We start from the raw sequence: 21,147 nt of genomic DNA, 5'->3' as shown, positions 1-21,147 counted from the left end.
CCTCCCGCAAAAGAAGACATAAATCTAAAGGGTGATTAGGCCAATCATTGATCAATTTCTCAAAGTGAAAATGATATCAAATCCAAATTTAAAATAGTATATTGGGCGTCGTCAATAGCATCACGACGCCCAATCAACGTATGTGCATAATATGAAAAAGACCTTATCTCTTATCACCCTACTTTCCGCTAGTCTGGTGGTAACGGTACCACTGACTACGCTAGCCCAAAAACTAAACAAGCCGAACATCATCTATATCTACGCGGATGATCTTGGTTTTGGCGATTTGAGCAGTTATGGTGCCAAACAGATTGAAACTCCGCATTTGGATAAATTGGCCCAGGCCGGTACACGCTTTACCAATGCACATAGTACTTCGTCCACCTGTACCCCATCCCGCTTTGCTTTGATGACCGGTACCTACCCTTGGCGCCAGGAAGGAACGGGTATCTTGCCCGGGGATGCCAAACTGATAGTACCGACAGACAAAATTACGCTACCAAAGGTATTTAAAAATGCAGGCTACACAACAGCTATTGTCGGTAAATGGCACTTGGGGTTAGGAAGTGAGATTAAAAAAGACTGGAATGCAGCAATCAAACCTGGTCCTAACGATGTTGGTTTTGATTATTCTTTTATCTTTCCAGCTACTGCCGATCGTGTTCCGACCGTATTTTTAGAAAATGAACAGGTTGTCGCAGTAGAAGAAAAGGATCCCATCCTCGTCGATTATGAAAAAAAAGTAGGCAATGATCCTACTGGTAAAGAGCATCCCGAATTACTCAAAATGCAGTCCTCCCCTGGGCAAGGACACGATCAAACCATTATCAATGGCATTGGACGAATTGGCTATATGACAGGTGGCACACGTGCTCGTTGGGTAGACGAAGAGCTTTCCACAACATTTCTGCATAAAGCACAAGATTTTATTACACAACATCAAGATAAACCTTTTTTCCTCTACTTCTGTTTGACCGAACCCCATGTTCCGCGGATGCCAGCAACACAATTTAGAGGCAAAAGTAAGCTTGGTTATCGTGGGGATGCAATCCTTCAATTAGACTGGACTGTCGGACAGATTCAACAACAATTACAGCTATTGGGAATGGAAAAAAACACCATTATTATCTTTAGTAGTGACAATGGTCCTGTATTGGATGACGGATATGTGGACGGTGCTGTGGCACAACTCAATGGACACCTGCCGGCAGGACCACTTCGAGGTGGCAAATATAGTATCTTTGAAGGTGGTACGCGTGTACCATTTATCGTTAGTGGAAAAGGGGTAGCCAAAGGCAAGGTTTCCAATGCACTAATCAGCCAAATGGACCTATTGGCAACATGCGCACAACTATTGGGCGTGAAATTAAAAACTGATGAGGCAAAGGATAGTAAGGCCTTATTGAAAACCTTGACAGGAGAAGATCTCAAAGGACGCAGCACCCTGGTTCAACATGCGCAAACATTGGCCATCGTCAAGGATGATTGGAAATATATTGCACCCAGTAAAGGTACCCCATATATGAAATTGACAGATACCGAAACTGGAAATCATCCCGAAGATCAATTGTATGACCTAAAAAATGATATTGGAGAAAAAAACAATGTTGCAACCGAGTATCCTGAAAAGGTGACTGAATTGAAGCAGTTATTGATAGAAGAACAAAAAAATAAATAAGCGAATAAGGCTCGCCCTTTCTCTAATAGGGTGACCACGACTTTCTGTGCAAAAACCGTAGTTGAATAAATAACTGCAACCTAATCGCTTACAAAACAAGACTTTATTTTAAAATAAAAAAAAGCTTAGCATCCGGTCGGGCGACCTGCTAAGCTTTTATAAATACCTCTTTGTTAGAGGCAATCAACCTAAACCTATGACAAAGATAGTGCTTCAAATGATATAAACAAAAATTTTGTAATATTTTTTTTCAACTCCCATAAATTTGCTTTGGCATAGCTGTCACAAAAGGAATAGTAAGTGTATAATATACACACAATCTTTTTGCTATTTGTAACAGAGATTTTTTTATCATACCATACTAATGCAGTTTCTATTACAGTATTTATCTCGGTCATGAATTATATTTACAATAGATTATTCTGTCATCCATGCGTCTATTTTGTTTGTAAAAACAAGGTTTCCTTTGATTATTTAGTAACTTTGATCCAATCAAAAATTTTATTGCATGTTTACTGGAATTATAGAAACCTTAGGAAAAATAGAGCGTATTGAACATGAAAAAAGCAATATCCACTTTTATGTCAGCTCTCCGATCTCCAATGAATTTAAAATAGATCAGAGTGTAAGCCATAATGGGGTCTGCCTGACAGTAGTTGGATTGGATGATCAGATACATAAGGTGACAGCAATCGACGAAACCTTGCAAAAAACTAATCTGGCAGAACTGAAAGCTGGAGATCTGGTTAACATTGAACGGTGTACTTTAGCTGGCGGAAGATTTGACGGGCATATTGTTCAGGGGCATGTTGATCAGACCGCAACTTGCATCAAGAAAACAGATGAAAACGGTAGTTTTATTTTTACCTTTCAGTATGATCCATCCAAACAAAATATTACGGTGGAAAAAGGATCCATCACTGTTAATGGTATTAGCTTGACTGTTTTAGATTCCCGCGATGATCAGTTTTCCGTAGCGATCATTCCTTATACCCTCGAACACACCAATCTTCAACAGGTCGAAGTAGGCACGACTGTCAATCTTGAATTTGATATTATTGGAAAATACGTAACAAAAATTATCGCAATGCGCGCATAATCCAGCTTACCCGCTACTAGCATAGATTTATTTTGGGCGGCACAATAAGATATCCTCATGTCGCCCTATTACAACGATACTTATTTATTCTAGATAGTGTCCCTGACGGATAAGTAATGCACGGTATTTATTAAAAACACTGGACTTGGATACAAAACCCATGTATTTATTTTCATCCCCAAGCACAGGCAATATCCAAGTGTCATCCTTGTTCATCTTAGCCATGACAATTTCCATGTTCTCGTTAATTCCAACGGTATCATTTGGTTTCTGTGCCAATTTTTCAAATGAAGTATCTCCCCCATCCACTTCTCCTAACAAGACAGAAAACAGGAACTCACTATAGAGGAGCCCCATAAATTTACCTTCATAACTTACCACCGGAAAAATATTGCGTTTGCTATGAATAATATCCGACTGTCTACTCTTAGGCGTTTCGTCAGGTCGCAAGATCACAAAATTAGTTTCCAGAACATATTTAATCCGCATCATGCTCAGCACCGAACGATCCTTGTCTTCGTAAGAAATCAGATCACCTGATTCGGCCAATACTTTCGTATAAATGGAGTATTTTAAGACAGCACGATTGATCAGGTAAGAAATTGAACAGACCAGCATCAAAGGAACCATTAAGGTGTAGCCTCCTGTCACTTCCGCGATTAAGAAGATACCCGTCAATGGGGCATGCATAATACCACTTAATGCTCCTGCCATTCCAGCAACCACAAAATTTGGCACATTTAATTCAGCAATTCCAGTCAGGTTGACTCCATAGGAAAAAGCAAAGCCCAATAGCCCGCCCATCACTAGACTAGGCCCAAATACACCGCCGTTCCCGCCCCCATTTAACGTAAATAATGCTGCAAAAGATTTCCCAAATAAGGTCAAAATCGTATAGCCCAGCACCACCAATCCCATATCTTTATAATCAGAAAACAAGCTATTTTTTACGATCGCGTTAAATTGCCCATTCAGAATCTGTTGGATCGTGATGTAGCCTTCACCATAGAGTGCGGGAAATAAAAAAATCATTAGACCCAAGGATATTCCGCTTACCCAAACTTTGCTGTAGGGATTCTTTATTTTGGAGAACCACTTTCCTACCGTATTAGAGACACGGGCAAAATAGATTGTGTACAAACCGATCAATACCGCCAGTAATAAATAAAACAACAAAGCAGAGACCTGCCAGTCCGAATTAAATGTACTGAATAGGGGTTCACTGTACAGGAGACGTGATACCACCGCAGCGAGTGCCGAAGAAATCAAAAGTGGAATAAAGACTGGAATGGAGAATTCTGGAAGCAATATCTCAATCGCAAAGATCATTCCCGCCAAGGGGCTGTTAAACGCGCCAGAAATTCCAGCCGCCGCCCCACAGGCTAAAAGCATGGTGACTTCTTTATATTGCAGACCAAAAAAACGGCCGATATTAGAACCAATTGATGAGCCCCCTAAGGCAACCGGGGCTTCCAATCCACAAGACCCTCCAAAACCAACAGTAATCGCCGAAGTGACCACCTGCGAATAGATATTACTTGGATCCAATCGGCTCCCCTTGCGACTGATGGCATAGATAATCGGCGTAATACCGTGTTCCATCTTCTTGCCCTTTAGAAATTTCCGAACAAAAAACACACTCAGCAATATTCCGATTAAAGGAAAAATCAAATAAACAGAATATTTAACCTTCCAGTCAATGTCATCCTGAATCGTAGCCGCAATAAAATGCGTCAATCTTTTTAATACAGACGCCATCAGACCACCAACAATACCGACTAAAAAGGCCAAGAGAATAATAAAGTTCCGGTTAGAAACTTTTTTCATCCGCCACTGATTAATCTGATCTATCTTCCTAAAAAAACGTACACTGAGATTTGTCATGTCCTCTTATTGAAAGCTCAACACTTCCTTTTTCTTTTTTGTTTTGAACTTATCGGGTACCACTGCTAATATTTCTTTTTCCAATGCCTGGATCGCATGTCGCTTCACATAATTCTGTGTCGTAACCAAAGAGATCTCGCGCACAGGCTCCGGCGATTTGAAATACCGGATCTTATCCAGTTGCTCATCCACATAATCTGAAATCGAAAGCTCGGGTAAGATTGTTATACCATCATTGATATCTACCATTCGTTTAAGTGTTTCTACACTGCCTGTGTAATATTCAAAACGTCCAGACAGATCCTGATTATGTTTATGATGACAAATATTGAGTACTTGTCCACGCATACAATGTCCTTCATTGAGCAACCACAGCTTATCGTCAGCAATATCATCCCCACTCAACACTTTCTTGGAAAATAAGGGGCTATTTTCAGAAATATAAGCAACAAAATTCTCATAAAATAAAGGCGACTCTAATATGCCCGGGTCATTTAATGGTGTCGACAGCACGCCACAGTCTAAAAGACCAACTTTCAGCTCATGCACAATACGCTCGGTTGTATACTCCCAAATCTGCAATTGCAGCTTTGGATATTTCTCCATAAAAGTTGTTAATACCTTCGGCAACAGATACGGTGCAATTGTCGGAATGACACCCACTTTTAACGTCCCTTCGATCTCGCCCTTTTTATCCTGGACAATCTCATTGATCTTCCGGCTCTCTGTTAGGACCAATCTAGCCTGAAGAATAATCTTCTCACCAATTTCAGTGGGTACAACGGGCTGACGGCTCCGGTCAAAGATTTTGGCTCCCAACGATTCCTCCAGTTTCTGGATCTGCATACTTAATGTCGGCTGTGTCACAAAACACTTTTCAGCTGCAGCGACAAAACTACGATAAGTATCAACAGCAATGATATATTCCAATTGGATTAAGGTCATGTTAAAATCTTTAAAGCGCAAAATTACGAATACTCCTGTAAAACGATGGCAAATACACAATTTTTTAGGGCGAACGGTTGCATGTGCTACGATATAATACAATAAATACCTTGCCAAAAGCTGTAATAGCCCTGCAATTATGACAATAGTTGACAGAAAAGTCGAATTCATCAAAAAGCTTTTCTTAAATTTGAAGATTTACAACAGTTGATATTTAAAAATACTATGAATTTTATTCATCATACTACAATTGCATTAGCACTACTTTTAACCGCTACGAACATTCCGCTTGGTAAAGCAAATCCGGATGAAGGAATGTACCCTTTAAGTGATTTGAATAGAGCCGGGCTAAAAAAAGCCGGATTAAAGATCAGTGAAAAGGATATTTATAATCCCGGTCAGGTGGGATTGGTGGACGCTTTGGTTCAGGTCAGTGGGTGTACAGGATCTTTCGTTTCCAATCGTGGTTTGATCATTACCAACCATCACTGTGCATTTTCAGCAGTTCAGCTCGCTAGTACTGCCATCAACAATTATCTAAAAAATGGTTTTGTAGCGCAAAATCAAGAACAGGAGATTGAAGCAAAAGGTCTAAAAATAAGAATTACAGATTCGTACGAAGATGTATCAGCTAAAATACTAAATGCTGTAGCCAATATCAGTGACCCGGTCGAACGCATCAATACGATTAAAAGAAAACAAGAAGAACTTGTTAAACAGGCCGAAAAGGAAGATCCAACGATCAAAGCCGAAGTATCCGAAATGTTCATCGGTAAGAGCTATGTATTGTTTCGCTACAAAACGATCGAAGATGTCCGTTTGGTATATATCCCACGCCAGAATATTGGCGAGTTTGGGGGAGAAACCGACAACTGGGTATGGCCACGCCATACAGGTGACTACTCATTCCTAAGGGCCTATGTGAGTAAAGATGGAAAATCAGCCCCCTATTCGCAAGATAATGTGCCATACCAGCCCAAAAAACATCTGAAAGTCAATCCAAATGGCGTCAAAGAAAACGATTTCACTTTTATCCTGGGTTATCCGGGCAAAACATTTAGACACCGCCCAGCTCAGTATATTAAATATCAACAGGATTATTTATTACCCTATGTTTCTAATCTTTACGACTTCCAAAATAGACAAATGGAAGAAGCTGGTAAAAACAATACAGATATCGCACTCGCTTTAGCAACACGGATCAAACGTAACGCCAATGTGCTCAAAAATTATCGTGGTAAGTTAAAAGGACTGCGCGGTATAGACCTTCTTTCAACAAAAAAACAAGAAGATGAAGCGTTAGCAGCATTTATTTTAAGCAAGCCGGAACTTAAAGATAAATATGGTCATCTATTAAACGATATTGATGCCTACTATCAGGTCAGTAATCAGGATGCATTGAAAGAACTTTGGATTAACAATATATATAACAGCACTAGTTTACTAAAAGTTGCCCGCGATCTCAATACTTTAAAAGCCGCAATAAGTAAAGAACGGTCTTCGCAGTCAGCCAAACAGTTGTTTGATTACAATGTTGAGCAGCTCAAAAAGAGCCTCAAAGAAAGTTATGAAAGTTACAACAAGCAGGCAGACCAACGTATTTTAGGGAAAATGCTTGCCGACGCTTCTGCTTTTCAGGGTAAAAATCAGATTATATCAGTTCAAAAGCTACAATTGAATAGCGAAACGGCCAATGAATATGCAACGCAAATCATCAATGGCAGTAAGTTAAGCGATCAGAACTATATTTTAAATACAGTTTTGGCCAATGTAAATGCTTTACAGCAATTTGATGACAAGCTATTGAATTTTCAAAATGAACTGAACAGTGATATTGTCATCTTCGCTGCCGAACAGAAAAGACGTGAAGGTGTCTTGAATAAACTGATGGGTGATTATGTCGCTGTAAAGGAAGTCTTTCAGTCCAAAAACTTTATTCCAGATGCCAATTCCACCTTGCGTCTGACTTATGGGCACATCAAAGGCTATGCTCCTGCGGATGCAACTTATATGAAACCTTTCACGACTATTGAAGGCATTATTCAGAAAGGGAATCTCGGCCTGCCAGAATTTGATTACCCGCAGGAAATTAAGACCGCTTATCTCAATAAAAACTTTGGCCCGTATCTTAAGAAAGATCTGGGATCCGTTCCGGTCAATATACTGTATGACATGGACACCACCGGTGGCAACTCCGGTTCGCCAATTATGAATGCTAATGGTGAGTTGATCGGTGTAAACTTTGACCGCGCTTACGACGCTACAATCAACGATTTTGCATGGAATGAGAGCTATAGCCGATCCATTGGCGTGGATATTCGGTATGTGCTTTGGGTTGCTGATAAGATTGATAATGCTCATTTTATTTTAAAGGAAATGGGCATATAATACGTTGCTAAAAAACACCTTAAAAAAAGCACCTGGATCAAATTGTCCAGGTGCTTTTTTATATCGGAGTAAGCTAATACGATAATAATTCATTATTCTTCTGGCAAATTCAGCAACACATTTTTCAGTCTGACGAGCCCTTCATCTAGGATAGATCTGGAACAGGCAATATTCAGACGGATAAAACAATCACTCCCCTTACCATACATTGCCCCTACATTCACTTGTAAATGGACATCTTGCAATAACATCTGCCCCAGCTTTCGACTAGAAAGTTTGAAAGCCGAACAGTCTACCCAAACCAAATAAGTTCCCTCCAACGGAACAACTTTCAAGGTTGGCAGATGCTCCGCTATGAAATTTTTCAAATAACTATAGTTGTCATGAATATAGACCAGGACCTGTTTCAACCAGTCCTCACCTTGCTGATAGGCCGCAATTAGCCCCGTGATCGCAAAAGGACTTATACTGGCTATCTCATTGACGAGAAAAGCATGCTGCACCTTCTTGTTGAGCAACGGATCTGGAACGATGACAGTGGCAGCTTGCAATCCCGCCAGATTAAAGGTTTTGCTCGGCGCAATGCAAGTAATCGTATTGGTTAGAAATAAGGGATTGATCGTTCCAAATGGAATATGTTGATATCCTTCAAAAACTAGGTCACAATGGATTTCGTCCGAGATAACGAGGACATCGTGCTTTAAGCAGATCTCCCCAAGGCGTTCGAGCTCCGTCTTGGTCCATACCCTACCCGCTGGGTTATGCGGACTGCAGAGGATAAAGAGCTTCACCTTGGGATCGCTCGCTTTAGTTTCAAAATCATCAAAATCAATTTTATATTGCCCATCTTGGTACAGAAGATCGTTGGAAACTACCTCACAGCCATTACGTTCGATAGATGAAAAAAAACAGTGGTAGACAGGCTCTTGTATCAGCACCTTATCGCCAGATTCTGTCAATGCGGCGACAATAGCTGATAATGCCGGCACTACTCCTAAAACAGGAAGTATCCATTCTCGCTGCAATTGAAAGCCATGTTTACGTTCAGACCAACCTGAAACCGCATCATAAAACGCATCTGGAACTCTGGCATAGCCATAAACGCCATGTTGAACACGCTCAGTTAGCGCCTCTATAACTGGTTGCGATGCTGGAAAGTCCATATCGGCAACCCAAAGTGGAATTAAATCGGCATAGTCCTGCTGGTTCCACTTGACCGAATCTGTGCCCCTACGGCTGATTATTTTATCAAAATTATAGATCATAAAGCAATTTACTCAAAAATAGTGCGTACTTCCAATACCTGCATTGAAATTGCATACAAAGGAATTCAAATCTCACCCAAAACATGGCAGGCCTAACCTATCTCCAAAACAATTACTATCCGAATTACTAGCTACTGGCAAAGACCGCAATTATAACAACAATAGCGGCAAACATAAATCTAAAACAAAGCAAAAACAAAAAGATTATATTTACATAACTTTTAAGGACGACTATGGCAAGAAGCAACTTTTCATGGAAAGATAGAATCCGTAGTTTCAGCTATGCCTTCAACGGATTAAAAATAGTTTGGCAAGAAGAGCACAATTTCAGGGTGCATCTCGTTGCAGCAATTTTAGCGATAATGCTATCTTACCTCCTCCGGATAAGTCACTATGAATGGCTGGCGGTTATTTTCGCCATCGGTTTTGTCCTTGTCTGTGAGTTATTGAACACTGCTGTAGAACATCTCGCTGATTTTGTCTGTCAGGAAAAAAATCCTGACATCAAACGGATAAAGGATATCGCAGCAGCAGCAGTCGTACTAAGCAGCCTAACGGCCTTACTGATTGGACTGATTATATTTATTCCAAGGATCTTGTTATTGTGCTGAGCCGCTTACATGTTCTAGCACAAATTTTTCATCAAAAGCCAATTTGCCAGGCTCAACAAATGACATTTTATTACCTTTTTCTTCCATTTCACCATAGCCTTCAACCGCCCGGTTTTCAGTGAATTTAAAAGCAACTTGACGGATAGATTGCTGTCCTTCGGAAGAAAAAGTGTAATCAGCCAATAATAGGCTATCTTTAAGTACACCGTCAATCGAACCGACGTTTCGGTCTTTTTCTTTCCAGAAATAATTCAGGTCGCCATGTACTTTATCACCATCGATCGCAATTGTTAACGAAATTGTATCTCCATTTTTGAGATATTGATACGTGCCGTTATTTGCTTTTGCTTCAATAGCGCTAGTGGTGTCTGACTGCATTTGTGTTTCGTCCACTTTCTTTTTGCCAGTCTGCTGACAAGAGGCAGCAAAAATCAGTAATGACCATGCAAGATTGATTATTTTCATGTGAATATTTTTTTTATATGCAGCTTAAAAGATAAAACTAAACATTAGAGGAAGTCATTTAGTACGACTTTCCAGACTTTAGAACAGTTTATATCCGCTGTTTTATTTTATTATAATAAATAGCAATCAAAACAACATATTGTTTTAAATAACTAAGATTTAATATTTTGGAATTCAGCAAACAAAAATTGCACCAGTATTGTTTATAAGTTATAATGCGATAAAAGATTAAAAATAAACAATTTAGTAACAATAAAATTATGCATAGCTTATTGTTAAGCTAATTTTTATTAGTAAATTGTACTCTATAAATTCAGGAATGCTTAACCAATATTAGTATGAAAGATGTGAGCTTTAAGAAATTTGATAGTGGGTGTACATCCCTCACTAAATTATCCATTGAAACAGATTTGGCTATTATTGTTAAAGAGAATGTCTCTATTTCTGCCGAATCGAAAATAGAAAAACTTCGACGCTGTAAAGAGGAGTTATTGAAGAGCCTTTGGTTTGTTCAACGCCAGTGTTGATCTGAAATTCATTAAATTCAATCATTAGTCCGAACAATTATTTATTCTTGAAAGAAGGCCTCCCCAATATGATTTATACTGAGGAGGCTTTTTACAATATTGTATCTTTTCAACGCACTCATAGCGACTTCAAATGCTTATAATTGGATTTTATAGTGTCCCAAACTTCTTCAAAGTTACCTGAAAGCATCAATTTAGCCATGCTTTCAGTCATTCCCTTCATTTGACTAAAGGAAATTTTAGGTGGCATGGCCAAGGCATTTGGACTTGTATAAATATCAATCAGCACAGGTTCTTCTGTTATACGAAGCGCTTCGCTAAGCACACCGTCAACCTCCTCTGGCTGAGTCACTGTATATGCACGGATTCCCATCGCCTGTGCGACCATGGCAAAATCCGGGTTGACCATATTGGTTTCTTGATCCTTCAAACCGGATACCTGCATTTCCAGCTTGACCATTCCAAGCGAACGATTATTGAATACAATCAGTTTTATCGGCAAATTATACTGCTTTATCGTAGCCAAATCCCCTAGCAACATCGAAAGTCCACCGTCCCCGCAGAAGGCAATAATCTGTCTCTCGGGATGTGTCAACGCGGCTCCAATAGCCATTGGCATGGCATTAGCCATGGATCCATGATTAAACGAACCAAGCATCTTGCGATCCCGTCGCTGATTGATATAACGCGCTCCCCAAACGCAGGACATTCCTGTATCTACTAAAAAAATTGCATCATCACTTGCTTTTTGATCAATTGCATGGGCGACAAATTCTGGCTGAATTGCGCATTCACTTCCATAATCATCCACATAAATCATCAAATCTTCTTTTACTTTCTCGTAAGCAGCCAGTTGCTTCTCAAGAAAACTTGAATCGCTTCTAGCCTCCACAAACGGTAAAACAGCTTTTAATGTATGCTCAATATCCCCCACTAGGCCATAATCCACAATCGATCTTCGTCCAAGCTTCTCTCCTTCGATATCGATCTGAACAATTGTTTTATTGGTAGGGATAAAATCTTTGTAAGGAAAATCAGTTCCCAAAAGTAGGATCAGATCTGAATGGTGCATACTCTGAAAGGCTGACGCTGTCCCTAAAAGTCCTGTCATACCGATTTCGTTAGGATTATCCCGTTGAATATCCAATTTGGCTTTAAACGAATACCCTACCGGCGCATGAATTTTCTGGGAGAGATCAACAATTTGTTGCTGCGCATTCTTTGCACCAACACCGCAGAATAAAGTTACTTTTTCTGCCTGATTGATATATTGTGCCAACCGGCCGATTTCCAGCTCAGAAGGCCGTATCTGGGGCTGCGTAAAAAACACTTTGGCGGATGTATTCATTTGAACAGCTTCCATTTCGGAAACATCACCCGGCAGGCCGATAACAGCGACATCTCTTTTTGAAATCGCCTGTTGCAATGCATTTTGAACCATACGTTGCACTTGCTCTGGCCGAGTAATCATTTGATTATAGCATGAACAATCATCAAATAATTTGATCGGGTTGGTCTCCTGAAAATAGTCGGTACCAAACTCATAGGTGGCGCAGGTCGAAGCAATTACCAACATCGGAACACGCGTCTTATGTGCCTCATAAACACCATTGATCAGATGTACATGGCCGGGACCACTACTACCGGCGCAACAGGCGATTCCATGTAAATCTGCCTCTGCTGTTGCTGCAAAGGCGCCAACCTCCTCATGCCGCACATGTATCCATTGCATGGTCCCATCCTCATGAACCGCCTCATTGAAAAAATTTAAACTATCCCCCGTTACAGCATAAATACGTTTGATTCCCGCATCCTTTAAAATACCAACGATTTGGTGTGCTACATTTTTCATACCTATATGATGATTTAAGATTTAATAACGCGATGATGTATTTATTACGAGATCGCTTCCTTATAACAACAATATTGGGAAACAATGGTTTTGGGTATTCAGCATTGCACAAAAAAGATAAATGCCAAACTTTTGAAACAGCCGCCTAAATTGAGATGGATTGTACAGAGAAATAACTTTATAAAACAAAGACCGGCTGATTCTTTTGGTGAGCAGCCGGTCTTTTTCAAATCCATTATTTTTTCTTACTTGATTTTGTTGGACAATTCGTTTACAAATGCTTTTGCGTCATTAAGATCATCATTCCAAGCTGCATAGCGTCTTGATTTTTTCAGTTTGGCAAGTTTAGCATTCAACGTTGTCAAATTTCTTTCATCATTGGATTTCTCCAGTTTTTCTTTCAGAATACTTACTTTGGTATAATCTTGAATACCTTCCAACATACGTTCGTAGCGAATGGAACTACGACCTTGCGGATAAACAATATAAGTATCTCCTGCTGGCCAGGTCCGGAATCTTGAATCCCGTAATGGATCGGCAACCCAAGAATTAAAGGCCCAACGCAATGCGCCATCAAAACCTGCTGCTAGTGCATACCAGCCCATATAGGTAGATTCTGCTGGATCAGAAAACGTAAATTGATTTGGAAATTCATCCGAACAGCAAACATAGAATGTAGTAATAAAGCCCTTCTTGCGTCGCTCAATCAGATCATTATGATCGAAAGGATCTCCTACAGCAACGCTGATATCCGTACTTTTTTGGTAGCGCTGGTAGCTTTTATGGTTATCCGCGAAAGCAATCCCAAACTCAGGAGCCACACGTTCCAAAAGTGCTACCGCTGGATCCATCTGCTCCCGCGGCCTTTCATCCATGGCGATATTCGTAATCTTTAACCAACCTTTAGCGCTGAGATGTTTACTAAAATCCTTTAAGAATGGTGTCCAAAGTTCCTCAAATACCGATGTTCCAGGTTTTGCAACTACATTGACTAGTTCATTTTTGACTTCATCAAAATAATGAACTTCGTTATTCCATGGTAATAGGGAATAACAATTGATCTGTTTATTAATTCCCAAATCCATCATAAACTGCACCCATTTGTCAAATACCGCATAATTGTAACTCCATGAGCCATCCTTATTTTTCTTCCAGCTGATCATATCTGCATAGGGATCATAGGTTTGTACATTCCATGCATCCTTGTTAAGGGTCGCTGTAATTACTTTCTGTCCCACTGCAGCCAGCTGTTTCATCGTCGGCTTTAAAGCTTCAAAATGCTCTTCACTCCACATTTTAACATTATTAACACGTGCTACAGCCGATGGATGTTGCCATTGGTCCAAATGAAAGGTCCACTGCGAGGCGGGCGGTAACACATGATCCTGAACATTAAGAGTCAGAGCCAACCTTTGCTGTACCTGTCCATTTTGTTTAACAGCAATTGTTGTTTTATAGTGACCGGCAGCTGCTCCTTCCGGGACCTTTACCGTAATCCAAACGGGGCGCACGGTCTTGGATTCGAGGTTATAACTTTTTAAATCATCCAGCATATCCGGGGATAGGGCAGCCTTAAAGTCTTCAGGCTTGCGGTAACCACATCCTTCCGCAAATTCATCTGTCATCACATAACGAACAAATCGCGCTTGTATAACATCTGCAGGAATGGTTTCCCCGGCAGTTGATTTTAATTCCTCAGTCGAAACAACGACATTTTCAGCAGCTGCGTTTGTCCACAAGAGTATTTGTGCAGACACCCGCTCCCCTTTCCATGCATCTACCGCCATGTTAGGCTGGATGGCAATGTTCGGGTTTAAAGATTTTGGAAAACGCTTATCGATGGTCACAAACGAAGCATGTAAACCCGGTTTAACATTTGACCAATCCGAGCGTATATCCTTTGTCGGATCCGGCATTTCACTAAAAGTTGTTCCTACGGCATAACGCCCCTGGGAAAAAATCTCATTATTGCCGCAAAATAATAGGCATGCAAGTGCAATGGTAGAATAAATAGTAGTTTTAGGCATAACAGTTATAATTAACAAAAAAAGCAAACATTTTCTGTTTGCTTTAAAAATACTAAAATTTCATGTATCTACACTGAACTTTGTTCAAAAATTGCAGAAAGTTTCGCATAAAGCGCCGGATGGTTCTTTTGGAATTTTGCTGGATTCTCGAAAAAGTATTCGGACGCAACCGCAAAAAACTCTCCGGGATTGGTCATGCCGTAAATGTCTATATCGGATTGATGTGTTTTTATCTTGTTAATTTCTTCCCGTATTAAATTCATAAAAGGGATTACGGCGGTCTTATCCAATAAATAAGTTGGCAGACCGTCTACAGTCCCATCTATTTTATCGATGAGATGCACAAATTCATGGATTGCTGTATTCTGCCCATCATTTGCATTTTTAAAACCATACTCCAAAGCTGATTTAGATAAAATCATCTGTCCATTCATGGCACCTTCGCCCACCATTCCCATGATATTTCGGTCTCCATGTCCTTCAAACTGATAATCTGCATTAAAATGGGATGGGTAGACCATAATGTTGGTTAAGTTTGGATAGGTCCAATTCTTAAATACAAATATGGGAATAATTGCACTTGCAGCAATTAACATATAATCTTTTAACTCCACAGTCACCCCCACACCTTCTATTTTGACCGTATCCAAAAACGCTAGGCAACGTGTTTCAAACTCCTGTTTATCCTGGGCCGAAAGACGGCGGTAGTAGTCTACCTCCTGCTCCAAAATATCCTTCCCCTCATTACTTAAGACACGTTTAATCGCTTTATTATTTTTAGCCGTGCGATTTAATAGGTAATAAACAACGTAAATGGTTATTGGGATGAGCAGTACAATAAAAATCTTTCCTAACATATTATTTTATCTTTATCCAACGGGGATCTCTGGCCTGCAAATTACGCAAAAAGCCTTTAAAATGGGATGTACCAAATAAAATTAAAATTTTCTGCTGTGGAGCATCAGCCACCAATGAGGCTAGATTTTCTTCTCTTTGTTGCATAACAAATTCTTTGTCAAACTTATTCTTGAGAGCTGCTTTTATCGGTTTACAGTTATACGGTTCATTTAGCGGGGTATCATAATCGCAGGCGTCCAGCTGTATTGTACCATAACGATATTCAAAATCATCCAATAATTTGTTTTTAGGGATATCAGCATTGACAGCCGTTTCATAGTTAACCAGGAAAAAAGAATAATCCGGCTGACTGATAATACGCTGTCCCAGCTTACGATACAGAGGGGCTCTCAATACGCGGGAGGTATCGCCGGGAATTTCAATACATTGTTGCAACCCCAGACGGTTGCCAGTCAATTTTCTAAACTTGCGGTCATACAGGTCACGTTGCGCTGCGCTATCCACCTGGTAAGCGATACTTTCATAAAAAACGACATATCCTGATTTTTGAAGAGAATCTACCATAGCCTGTATCTGATCATAATATACACGCGTACCTAAATGCCGCATCGGAATATAAATAATACGACGGTCACCGTTATGGAGTTCAAATTTTCGCGATGCATCCCGCAATACACCGGTACTCTGTACCATCAGGGAGGTATCGCAGCCGGCAAGTGCGATTAACACAAAAAGAAAGGAGATAATCTGTTTTAACTGCATTTTTTTATTACAATAACATGCAATTATAACAATATATTATCTCCCTTGTTTAATAAATTTATACTGTTGTCAACCCGATGGTGGTACCACTCGGGATAACGGCATTTTTCTTGATAACGACAATGCCATCACAGACGGTGTAAGTCTGATGATTAGCATTCAATAAATGTGGGCCACCATTGATACGTACATCATTTCCGATGCGACAGTTCTTGTCCAAAATGGCATTTTCGATATAGCAACGTTCTCCTACTCCCACAATAGGCATATTTTTCCTTTTAGCTTCGTCCATATCGGAAAAATCTTCATAATAGTCCGAACCCATCATATAGGTTCCCCTTACTACAGACCCAATGCCAATACGTGAGCGTACACCGATCACTGAGCGGTCAACCTTATCCGCATGGATAATACATCCATCGGAAATAACGGAGTTAAGCAGGGTTGTCCCCGAAATCTTAGATGGTGGTAGCATCCGCGGCCGAGTAAAAACTGTATTTTTATCAAATAGATTAAAGGCTGGGATATTATCGGTCAGTCCAATATTGGCCTCGTAAAATGATCCTATCGTTCCGATATCTGTCCAATAACCCTCATACTGGTAACTGAGTACTTTAATATTTTCGATCGCATCCGGAATAATCTCCTTACCGAAATCCATTCCACTGTTTTCTTCCAGCAGCTGCTTCAGCACACCTTTACTGAATACATAAATACCCATAGATGCCAAGTATTCGCGTCCCTCCGCCTTCAAATGATCATTCACCTCCGAACCCCAGTCTGCCAGCTGCTCCCGGTTGGGTTTCTCTATGAAAGAGGTTATATGGTTATGCTCATCAGATTTGAGGATTCCAAAACCTGTTGCATCTTTACCATTGACAGGAATGGTCGCAATCGTCAAATCACCTTCATTTTGTACGTGAAAATCCACCAGCGCATCAAAATCCATCTGGTAAAGCTGATCCCCCGACAAAATTAAGACGTAGTCATAATCTATGCTTGCCAACTTCCGGAACGATCTGCGTACGGCATCTGCTGTGCCTTCAAACCATTTGTCACCATCATTAGTCTGTTCGGCTGCTAAAATGTCGACAAAACCCTTACTAAAAATACTAAAGTTGTACGTATTCTTAATATGCGAGTTCAACGAGGACGAATTGAACTGTGTCAACACAAAAATCTTATTGAATCCCGAATTGAGACAATTCGAGATGGGGATATCAACCAAGCGGTATTTTCCTGCAATAGGAACAGCTGGTTTAGACCGTTGGTCGGTCAACGGATACAGACGCGATCCCCTTCCTCCGCCCAAGACGATAGCTACTACATTGTGATGTGACATATCAAATTAAATTAATTGGTTATATAGACTTATGTATTTCGCTGCGGATTTATCCCAGGAAAAATCCAAACTCATTATTTTGCGCTGGTTGCCCTCAAATTCAGGCCTATTTTCATAATATTTAACAGCCCGGATAATCGCTGTTCTAATTTCTGTTGTTTCGAGCGCATCAAAACCAACACCATATCCATCGCTTTCCAAATCAATGACCGTATCTTTTAGACCACCTACACGGTGTACAATCGGCAAGGTCCCATATTTCATGGCGTAAAGCTGATTGAGTCCACAGGGTTCAACCCGTGAAGGCATCAAAAGAAAGTCTGCACTTGCATAAAGCCAGTGCGCAAGATTTTCATCATAACCAAAGAACACATCAAAATTTTCTATCTTTTCATCCACAAGTGTTTTTACCCGTGATTGAATCGCTGGATCCCCAGCGCCCAGTATAAATATACTTAATCTGTCCGGAAAATTTTCAGTCAAATCCAAAATTATATCAGGCAACAAATCCGCGCCCTTTTCCATTGCAAAACGTCCTATAAAAACCAATAATGGAAGCTTCGGATCAATATTATACTGCTGAGCCAATGCCTGCTTATTTTTAAGTTTACCGGCAAACGCCGAAGCCATATCATAATTTTCAATCAAGGTATAATCTTTAGCTGGGCTCCAGATATCCCAATCAATTCCATTGACAATACCGACCGACTTATGGCGCTCATCATAAAACAGCTGCTGTAAGCCATTTGCATTCACATAAAGCTCTTCAAGATATCCCTCCGAAACAGTCGTATAGGCATCACAGCATTTGATTAATGCAGCAAGGGGATTGATCAGACCATCCCAGTCCAAAAGCCCCCATTTCCAGCTGTCAAAACCGGGCAGCAAAATCGCCTTGCTCCAATGAGTCCATCCCTGGTATTGGCCATTGTGTACCGTTGCCACAGTCTTTACATCGGCCAGGAAATTATAATCATTGCTATATTTCATCAGAAAAGGCATTAATCCGACATGATGATCATGGCAATGCACAATGTCCGGTACAATAGCTTTTGCCTTAAACCAGTTTAATATAGCATGCTGAAAAGCAATAAATTGCTCTCCCTCATCTGGATAACAATAAACCTCTTGGCGGTCCAATTTATTCGGTATTTTAATCAAATAAAGTTCAAACCCAAGTGTATTATCCTTTTCTCGAAAAACACTATAGTTCAATAATTCGGATCCCTGATAAAAAGTCCCCTCATGAATTATATCAAAGGAATGCTCCTTAACAAATGGGCGATCATACCAAGGCATAATTACGGCTGCATTCACCCCAAGTTTAGTTTGATACTTGGGCAATGCACCAACAACGTCCGCTAGACCACCAACCTTGGCTATTGGGTAACATTCAACACTTAAATGAAATACTTTCATCGCTACATATTTTTCCTCCATCCCTCAGATGGAACTTATCCTATTAAATTTATTTTCTGCATCCCCTCACACGGGAACGCGTTCTGCGCGCTTTACGGCAGGAGTCTCTTTCAAGTCCTTCTTGCGTTTGAGAATATAGCCACCAAGAGGTGGAAGGTGCAACTGAGCGGACTGTACCTGATTCATCCAGTGCAAATGCTCACTTGATACATGTTGGCTACAGACTCCTGAACCGAAATAATGGAGATCATCCGAACTCAATACTACTTCCCATTCACCGGCATAAGGTAGTCCAATACGAAAATGTTCACGGACAATAGGTGTCAGGTTAATCACAATAACAGTATCATCCCAAGAATCAAATGCTTTACGCCAATAAACTAAAATCGAATTTTCACGGTCGCCAGCGTCTATCCATTCAAATCCTGTAGCATCGAAAGCCTTTTGAAAGAGACTAGGCTGTTGCTGATAAGTAGCATTTAAGTCTGCCACAAATCTTTTTATCCCCTGATGCGGCCTATATTCCAACAGATGCCAATCAAGAGACTGATTCACATTCCATTCCGAAGTTTGCCCAAACTCTCCCCCCATAAACAGCAATTTAGTTCCTGAGAAAGTATACATAAACAGGTATAATGCTCTGAGATTAGCAAATTTATGCCACTCATCGCCCGGCATTTTGTAGATCAGAGGTTGCTTACCATAAACGACTTCATCGTGTGATAAAGGGAGCATGAAATTCTCATGAAAAGCATATACCGTGGCAAAAGTAATTCGATCGTGATGGTATTTTCTATTGATCGGGTCCTCCTTAAAGTAATCCAAGGTATCGTGCATCCATCCCATCATCCACTTCATTCCAAAACCCAAACCTCCCGTGTAGGTCGGTTTACTCACCCCGGGCCAAGAAGTCGATTCTTCAGCGATCGTCTGCACATCCGGAAAATGAGCATAAACTGCCTCGTTAAATTCTTTTAGAAATTGTACGGCCTCGAGGTTCTCATTACCACCAAATTCGTTAGGTATCCACTCACCAGCATTTCGACTATAATCAAGGTATAGCATTGAAGCCACAGCATCTACACGAAGTCCATCAATATGAAAACGATCCAACCAATAGAAGGCATTGCTGATCAGAAATGAGCGCACCTCATTACGTCCATAATTGAAAATATAGGATTGCCAATCGGGATGAAAACCTTTCCGGGGATCTTCATGCTCATAGAGACTGGTCCCATCAAAACGAAAGAGCCCGTGGGCATCCCCCGGAAAATGTGAAGGCACCCAATCTAGCAGCACACCAATGCCCGCAGCATGTAATTCTTCGATCAAAAACATAAGATCCTGTGCAGAGCCATACCGTGAGCTTGCGGCAAAATAACCCGTGATCTGGTAGCCCCAGGAAGGATAATAGGGGTGCTCCATCACCGGCATAAATTCCACATGCGTGAAATTCATTTCCTTAACGTAAGCAACGAGCTGCACCGCAATCTCCCGATAGTTTAATAGCGTATCCGGACTCTCGGGATCCCTCACCCACGAACCCAAATGAAGTTCGTAGACTGACCAGGGTTGATCAAGCCTATTTTTCACGATACGCTCCTTCATCCAGTTGCTATCATTCCATTCATACCAGGTCGAATGGACAATGGACGCGGTTTTAGGTGCTACTTCCCATTTGAATGCGAATGGGTCACCTTTTTCCAGCTCTTCTCCTCCGGCAGTTTGAATACAATATTTATAGGTTTCGCCATTGGCTATTCCGGGAATAAATCCTTCCCAGATGCCACTGGTATCCCAACGGACATTTAAGGGATGACTTCCCTTATCCCAAAAATTGAAGTTTCCGGCTACGGAAACGGATTTTGCATTTGGGGCCCAAACCGCAAAATAAACGCCTCTTTCACCCTCTACTTCAAGTTCATGCGAACCAAATTTTTCATACAGTTTGAAATGCCTGCCCGACTGGAACAGTGCGACATCAAATTCCGAAAAAAGACTATGCGGTATTACTTTATAGGCCAT

General features: G+C 40.7%; 15 protein-coding genes. 4 read left to right on the top strand and 11 right to left on the bottom strand.

Going from position 1 to position 21,147, the window contains the following annotated elements; all coding sequences use genetic code 11:
• Positions 1 to 151: 151 nt before the first annotated feature.
• Positions 152 to 1,678, top strand: a complete 1,527-nt coding sequence (locus tag HPC41_RS17355; RefSeq protein ID WP_172395268.1) for a sulfatase family protein — start codon at positions 152 to 154, stop codon at positions 1,676 to 1,678.
• A 508-nt stretch (positions 1,679 to 2,186) separates the two neighbouring features.
• Entirely contained in the window at positions 2,187 to 2,777 is a 591-nt protein-coding gene (locus HPC41_RS17350; protein ID WP_172395267.1) for a riboflavin synthase, read from the top strand.
• Positions 2,778 to 2,861: 84 nt separating this feature from the next.
• Here the strand turns inward: HPC41_RS17350 and HPC41_RS17345 are convergent, their stop codons facing one another.
• Entirely contained in the window at positions 2,862 to 4,604 is a 1,743-nt protein-coding gene (locus HPC41_RS17345; protein WP_246250826.1) for a chloride channel protein, read from the bottom strand.
• Between the two features lie 63 nt (positions 4,605 to 4,667).
• Entirely contained in the window at positions 4,668 to 5,606 is a 939-nt protein-coding gene (locus tag HPC41_RS17340) for a hydrogen peroxide-inducible genes activator (protein WP_172395265.1), read from the bottom strand.
• 225 nt (positions 5,607 to 5,831) lie between these two features.
• On the opposite strand from HPC41_RS17340, the gene HPC41_RS17335 reads away from it, so the two are divergent.
• Positions 5,832 to 7,994: a S46 family peptidase gene (locus tag HPC41_RS17335; RefSeq protein ID WP_172395264.1), complete on the top strand. Its 2,163-nt coding sequence runs from the start codon at positions 5,832 to 5,834 to the stop codon at positions 7,992 to 7,994.
• 92 nt (positions 7,995 to 8,086) lie between these two features.
• Here the strand turns inward: HPC41_RS17335 and HPC41_RS17330 are convergent, their stop codons facing one another.
• Positions 8,087 to 9,259 carry a MalY/PatB family protein gene (locus tag HPC41_RS17330; RefSeq protein WP_172395263.1) on the bottom strand — a complete coding sequence of 391 codons (1,173 nt, stop codon included), beginning with the start codon at positions 9,257 to 9,259 and terminating at the stop codon, positions 8,087 to 8,089.
• Between the two features lie 233 nt (positions 9,260 to 9,492).
• On the opposite strand from HPC41_RS17330, the gene HPC41_RS17325 reads away from it, so the two are divergent.
• Positions 9,493 to 9,870 carry a diacylglycerol kinase family protein gene (locus HPC41_RS17325; protein WP_172395262.1) on the top strand — a complete coding sequence of 126 codons (378 nt, stop codon included), beginning with the start codon at positions 9,493 to 9,495 and terminating at the stop codon, positions 9,868 to 9,870.
• Here the strand turns inward: HPC41_RS17325 and HPC41_RS17320 are convergent.
• From HPC41_RS17320 to glgB, 8 genes are all read right to left on the bottom strand, one after another.
• On the bottom strand, positions 9,859 to 10,335 hold the full coding sequence (locus HPC41_RS17320) for a hypothetical protein (protein ID WP_172395261.1): 477 nt from the start codon (positions 10,333 to 10,335) through the stop codon (positions 9,859 to 9,861). The two genes, HPC41_RS17325 and HPC41_RS17320, sit on opposite strands and share 12 nt — an antisense overlap.
• 645 nt (positions 10,336 to 10,980) lie before the next feature.
• Positions 10,981 to 12,714, bottom strand: a complete 1,734-nt coding sequence (locus tag HPC41_RS17315) for a thiamine pyrophosphate-dependent enzyme (RefSeq protein ID WP_172395260.1) — start codon at positions 12,712 to 12,714, stop codon at positions 10,981 to 10,983.
• A 245-nt stretch (positions 12,715 to 12,959) separates the two neighbouring features.
• Positions 12,960 to 14,741, bottom strand: coding sequence for a DUF4091 domain-containing protein (locus HPC41_RS17310; protein ID WP_216660811.1), 1,782 nt, complete (start codon positions 14,739 to 14,741; stop codon positions 12,960 to 12,962).
• Between the two features lie 68 nt (positions 14,742 to 14,809).
• Entirely contained in the window at positions 14,810 to 15,598 is a 789-nt protein-coding gene (locus tag HPC41_RS17305) for a M90 family metallopeptidase (protein ID WP_172395259.1), read from the bottom strand.
• A gap of 1 nt (position 15,599) precedes the next feature.
• The gene (locus HPC41_RS17300) at positions 15,600 to 16,361 is read right to left on the bottom strand and encodes a hypothetical protein (protein WP_172395258.1); all 762 of its coding nucleotides are present in this window, start codon (positions 16,359 to 16,361) and stop codon (positions 15,600 to 15,602) included.
• A gap of 58 nt (positions 16,362 to 16,419) precedes the next feature.
• Positions 16,420 to 17,703: a glucose-1-phosphate adenylyltransferase gene (locus HPC41_RS17295; protein WP_172395257.1), complete on the bottom strand. Its 1,284-nt coding sequence runs from the start codon at positions 17,701 to 17,703 to the stop codon at positions 16,420 to 16,422.
• Positions 17,704 to 17,709: 6 nt separating this feature from the next.
• Positions 17,710 to 19,122, bottom strand: a complete 1,413-nt coding sequence (locus HPC41_RS17290) for a glycogen synthase (RefSeq protein WP_172395256.1) — start codon at positions 19,120 to 19,122, stop codon at positions 17,710 to 17,712.
• A gap of 66 nt (positions 19,123 to 19,188) precedes the next feature.
• Positions 19,189 to 21,147, bottom strand: a complete 1,959-nt coding sequence (gene glgB, locus HPC41_RS17285) for a 1,4-alpha-glucan branching protein GlgB (protein WP_172395255.1) — start codon at positions 21,145 to 21,147, stop codon at positions 19,189 to 19,191.

Source organism: Sphingobacterium prati, from assembly GCF_013167215.1.
GTDB classification, from domain to species: Bacteria; Bacteroidota; Bacteroidia; order Sphingobacteriales; family Sphingobacteriaceae; genus Sphingobacterium; species Sphingobacterium prati.
Note: the sequence above shows the minus strand (reverse complement) of the source record. Positions and strands in the feature narration are given on the sequence as shown.

Excerpts from the sequence above, each read along its gene's own strand:
- HPC41_RS17355 (WP_172395268.1), top strand. The coding sequence starts at position 152 with ATGAAAAAGACCTTATCTCTTATCACCCTACTTTCCGCTAGTCTGGTG.
- HPC41_RS17350 (WP_172395267.1), top strand. The coding sequence starts at position 2,187 with ATGTTTACTGGAATTATAGAAACCTTAGGAAAAATAGAGCGTATTGAA.
- HPC41_RS17345 (WP_246250826.1), bottom strand. The coding sequence starts at position 4,604 with ATGAAAAAAGTTTCTAACCGGAACTTTATTATTCTCTTGGCCTTTTTA.
- HPC41_RS17340 (WP_172395265.1), bottom strand. The coding sequence starts at position 5,606 with ATGACCTTAATCCAATTGGAATATATCATTGCTGTTGATACTTATCGT.
- HPC41_RS17335 (WP_172395264.1), top strand. The coding sequence starts at position 5,832 with ATGAATTTTATTCATCATACTACAATTGCATTAGCACTACTTTTAACC.
- HPC41_RS17330 (WP_172395263.1), bottom strand. The coding sequence starts at position 9,259 with ATGATCTATAATTTTGATAAAATAATCAGCCGTAGGGGCACAGATTCG.
- HPC41_RS17325 (WP_172395262.1), top strand. The coding sequence starts at position 9,493 with ATGGCAAGAAGCAACTTTTCATGGAAAGATAGAATCCGTAGTTTCAGC.
- HPC41_RS17320 (WP_172395261.1), bottom strand. The coding sequence starts at position 10,335 with ATGAAAATAATCAATCTTGCATGGTCATTACTGATTTTTGCTGCCTCT.
- HPC41_RS17315 (WP_172395260.1), bottom strand. The coding sequence starts at position 12,714 with ATGAAAAATGTAGCACACCAAATCGTTGGTATTTTAAAGGATGCGGGA.
- HPC41_RS17310 (WP_216660811.1), bottom strand. The coding sequence starts at position 14,741 with ATGCCTAAAACTACTATTTATTCTACCATTGCACTTGCATGCCTATTA.
- HPC41_RS17305 (WP_172395259.1), bottom strand. The coding sequence starts at position 15,598 with ATGTTAGGAAAGATTTTTATTGTACTGCTCATCCCAATAACCATTTAC.
- HPC41_RS17300 (WP_172395258.1), bottom strand. The coding sequence starts at position 16,361 with ATGCAGTTAAAACAGATTATCTCCTTTCTTTTTGTGTTAATCGCACTT.
- HPC41_RS17295 (WP_172395257.1), bottom strand. The coding sequence starts at position 17,703 with ATGTCACATCACAATGTAGTAGCTATCGTCTTGGGCGGAGGAAGGGGA.
- HPC41_RS17290 (WP_172395256.1), bottom strand. The coding sequence starts at position 19,122 with ATGAAAGTATTTCATTTAAGTGTTGAATGTTACCCAATAGCCAAGGTT.
- glgB (WP_172395255.1), bottom strand. The coding sequence starts at position 21,147 with ATGGCCTATAAAGTAATACCGCATAGTCTTTTTTCGGAATTTGATGTC.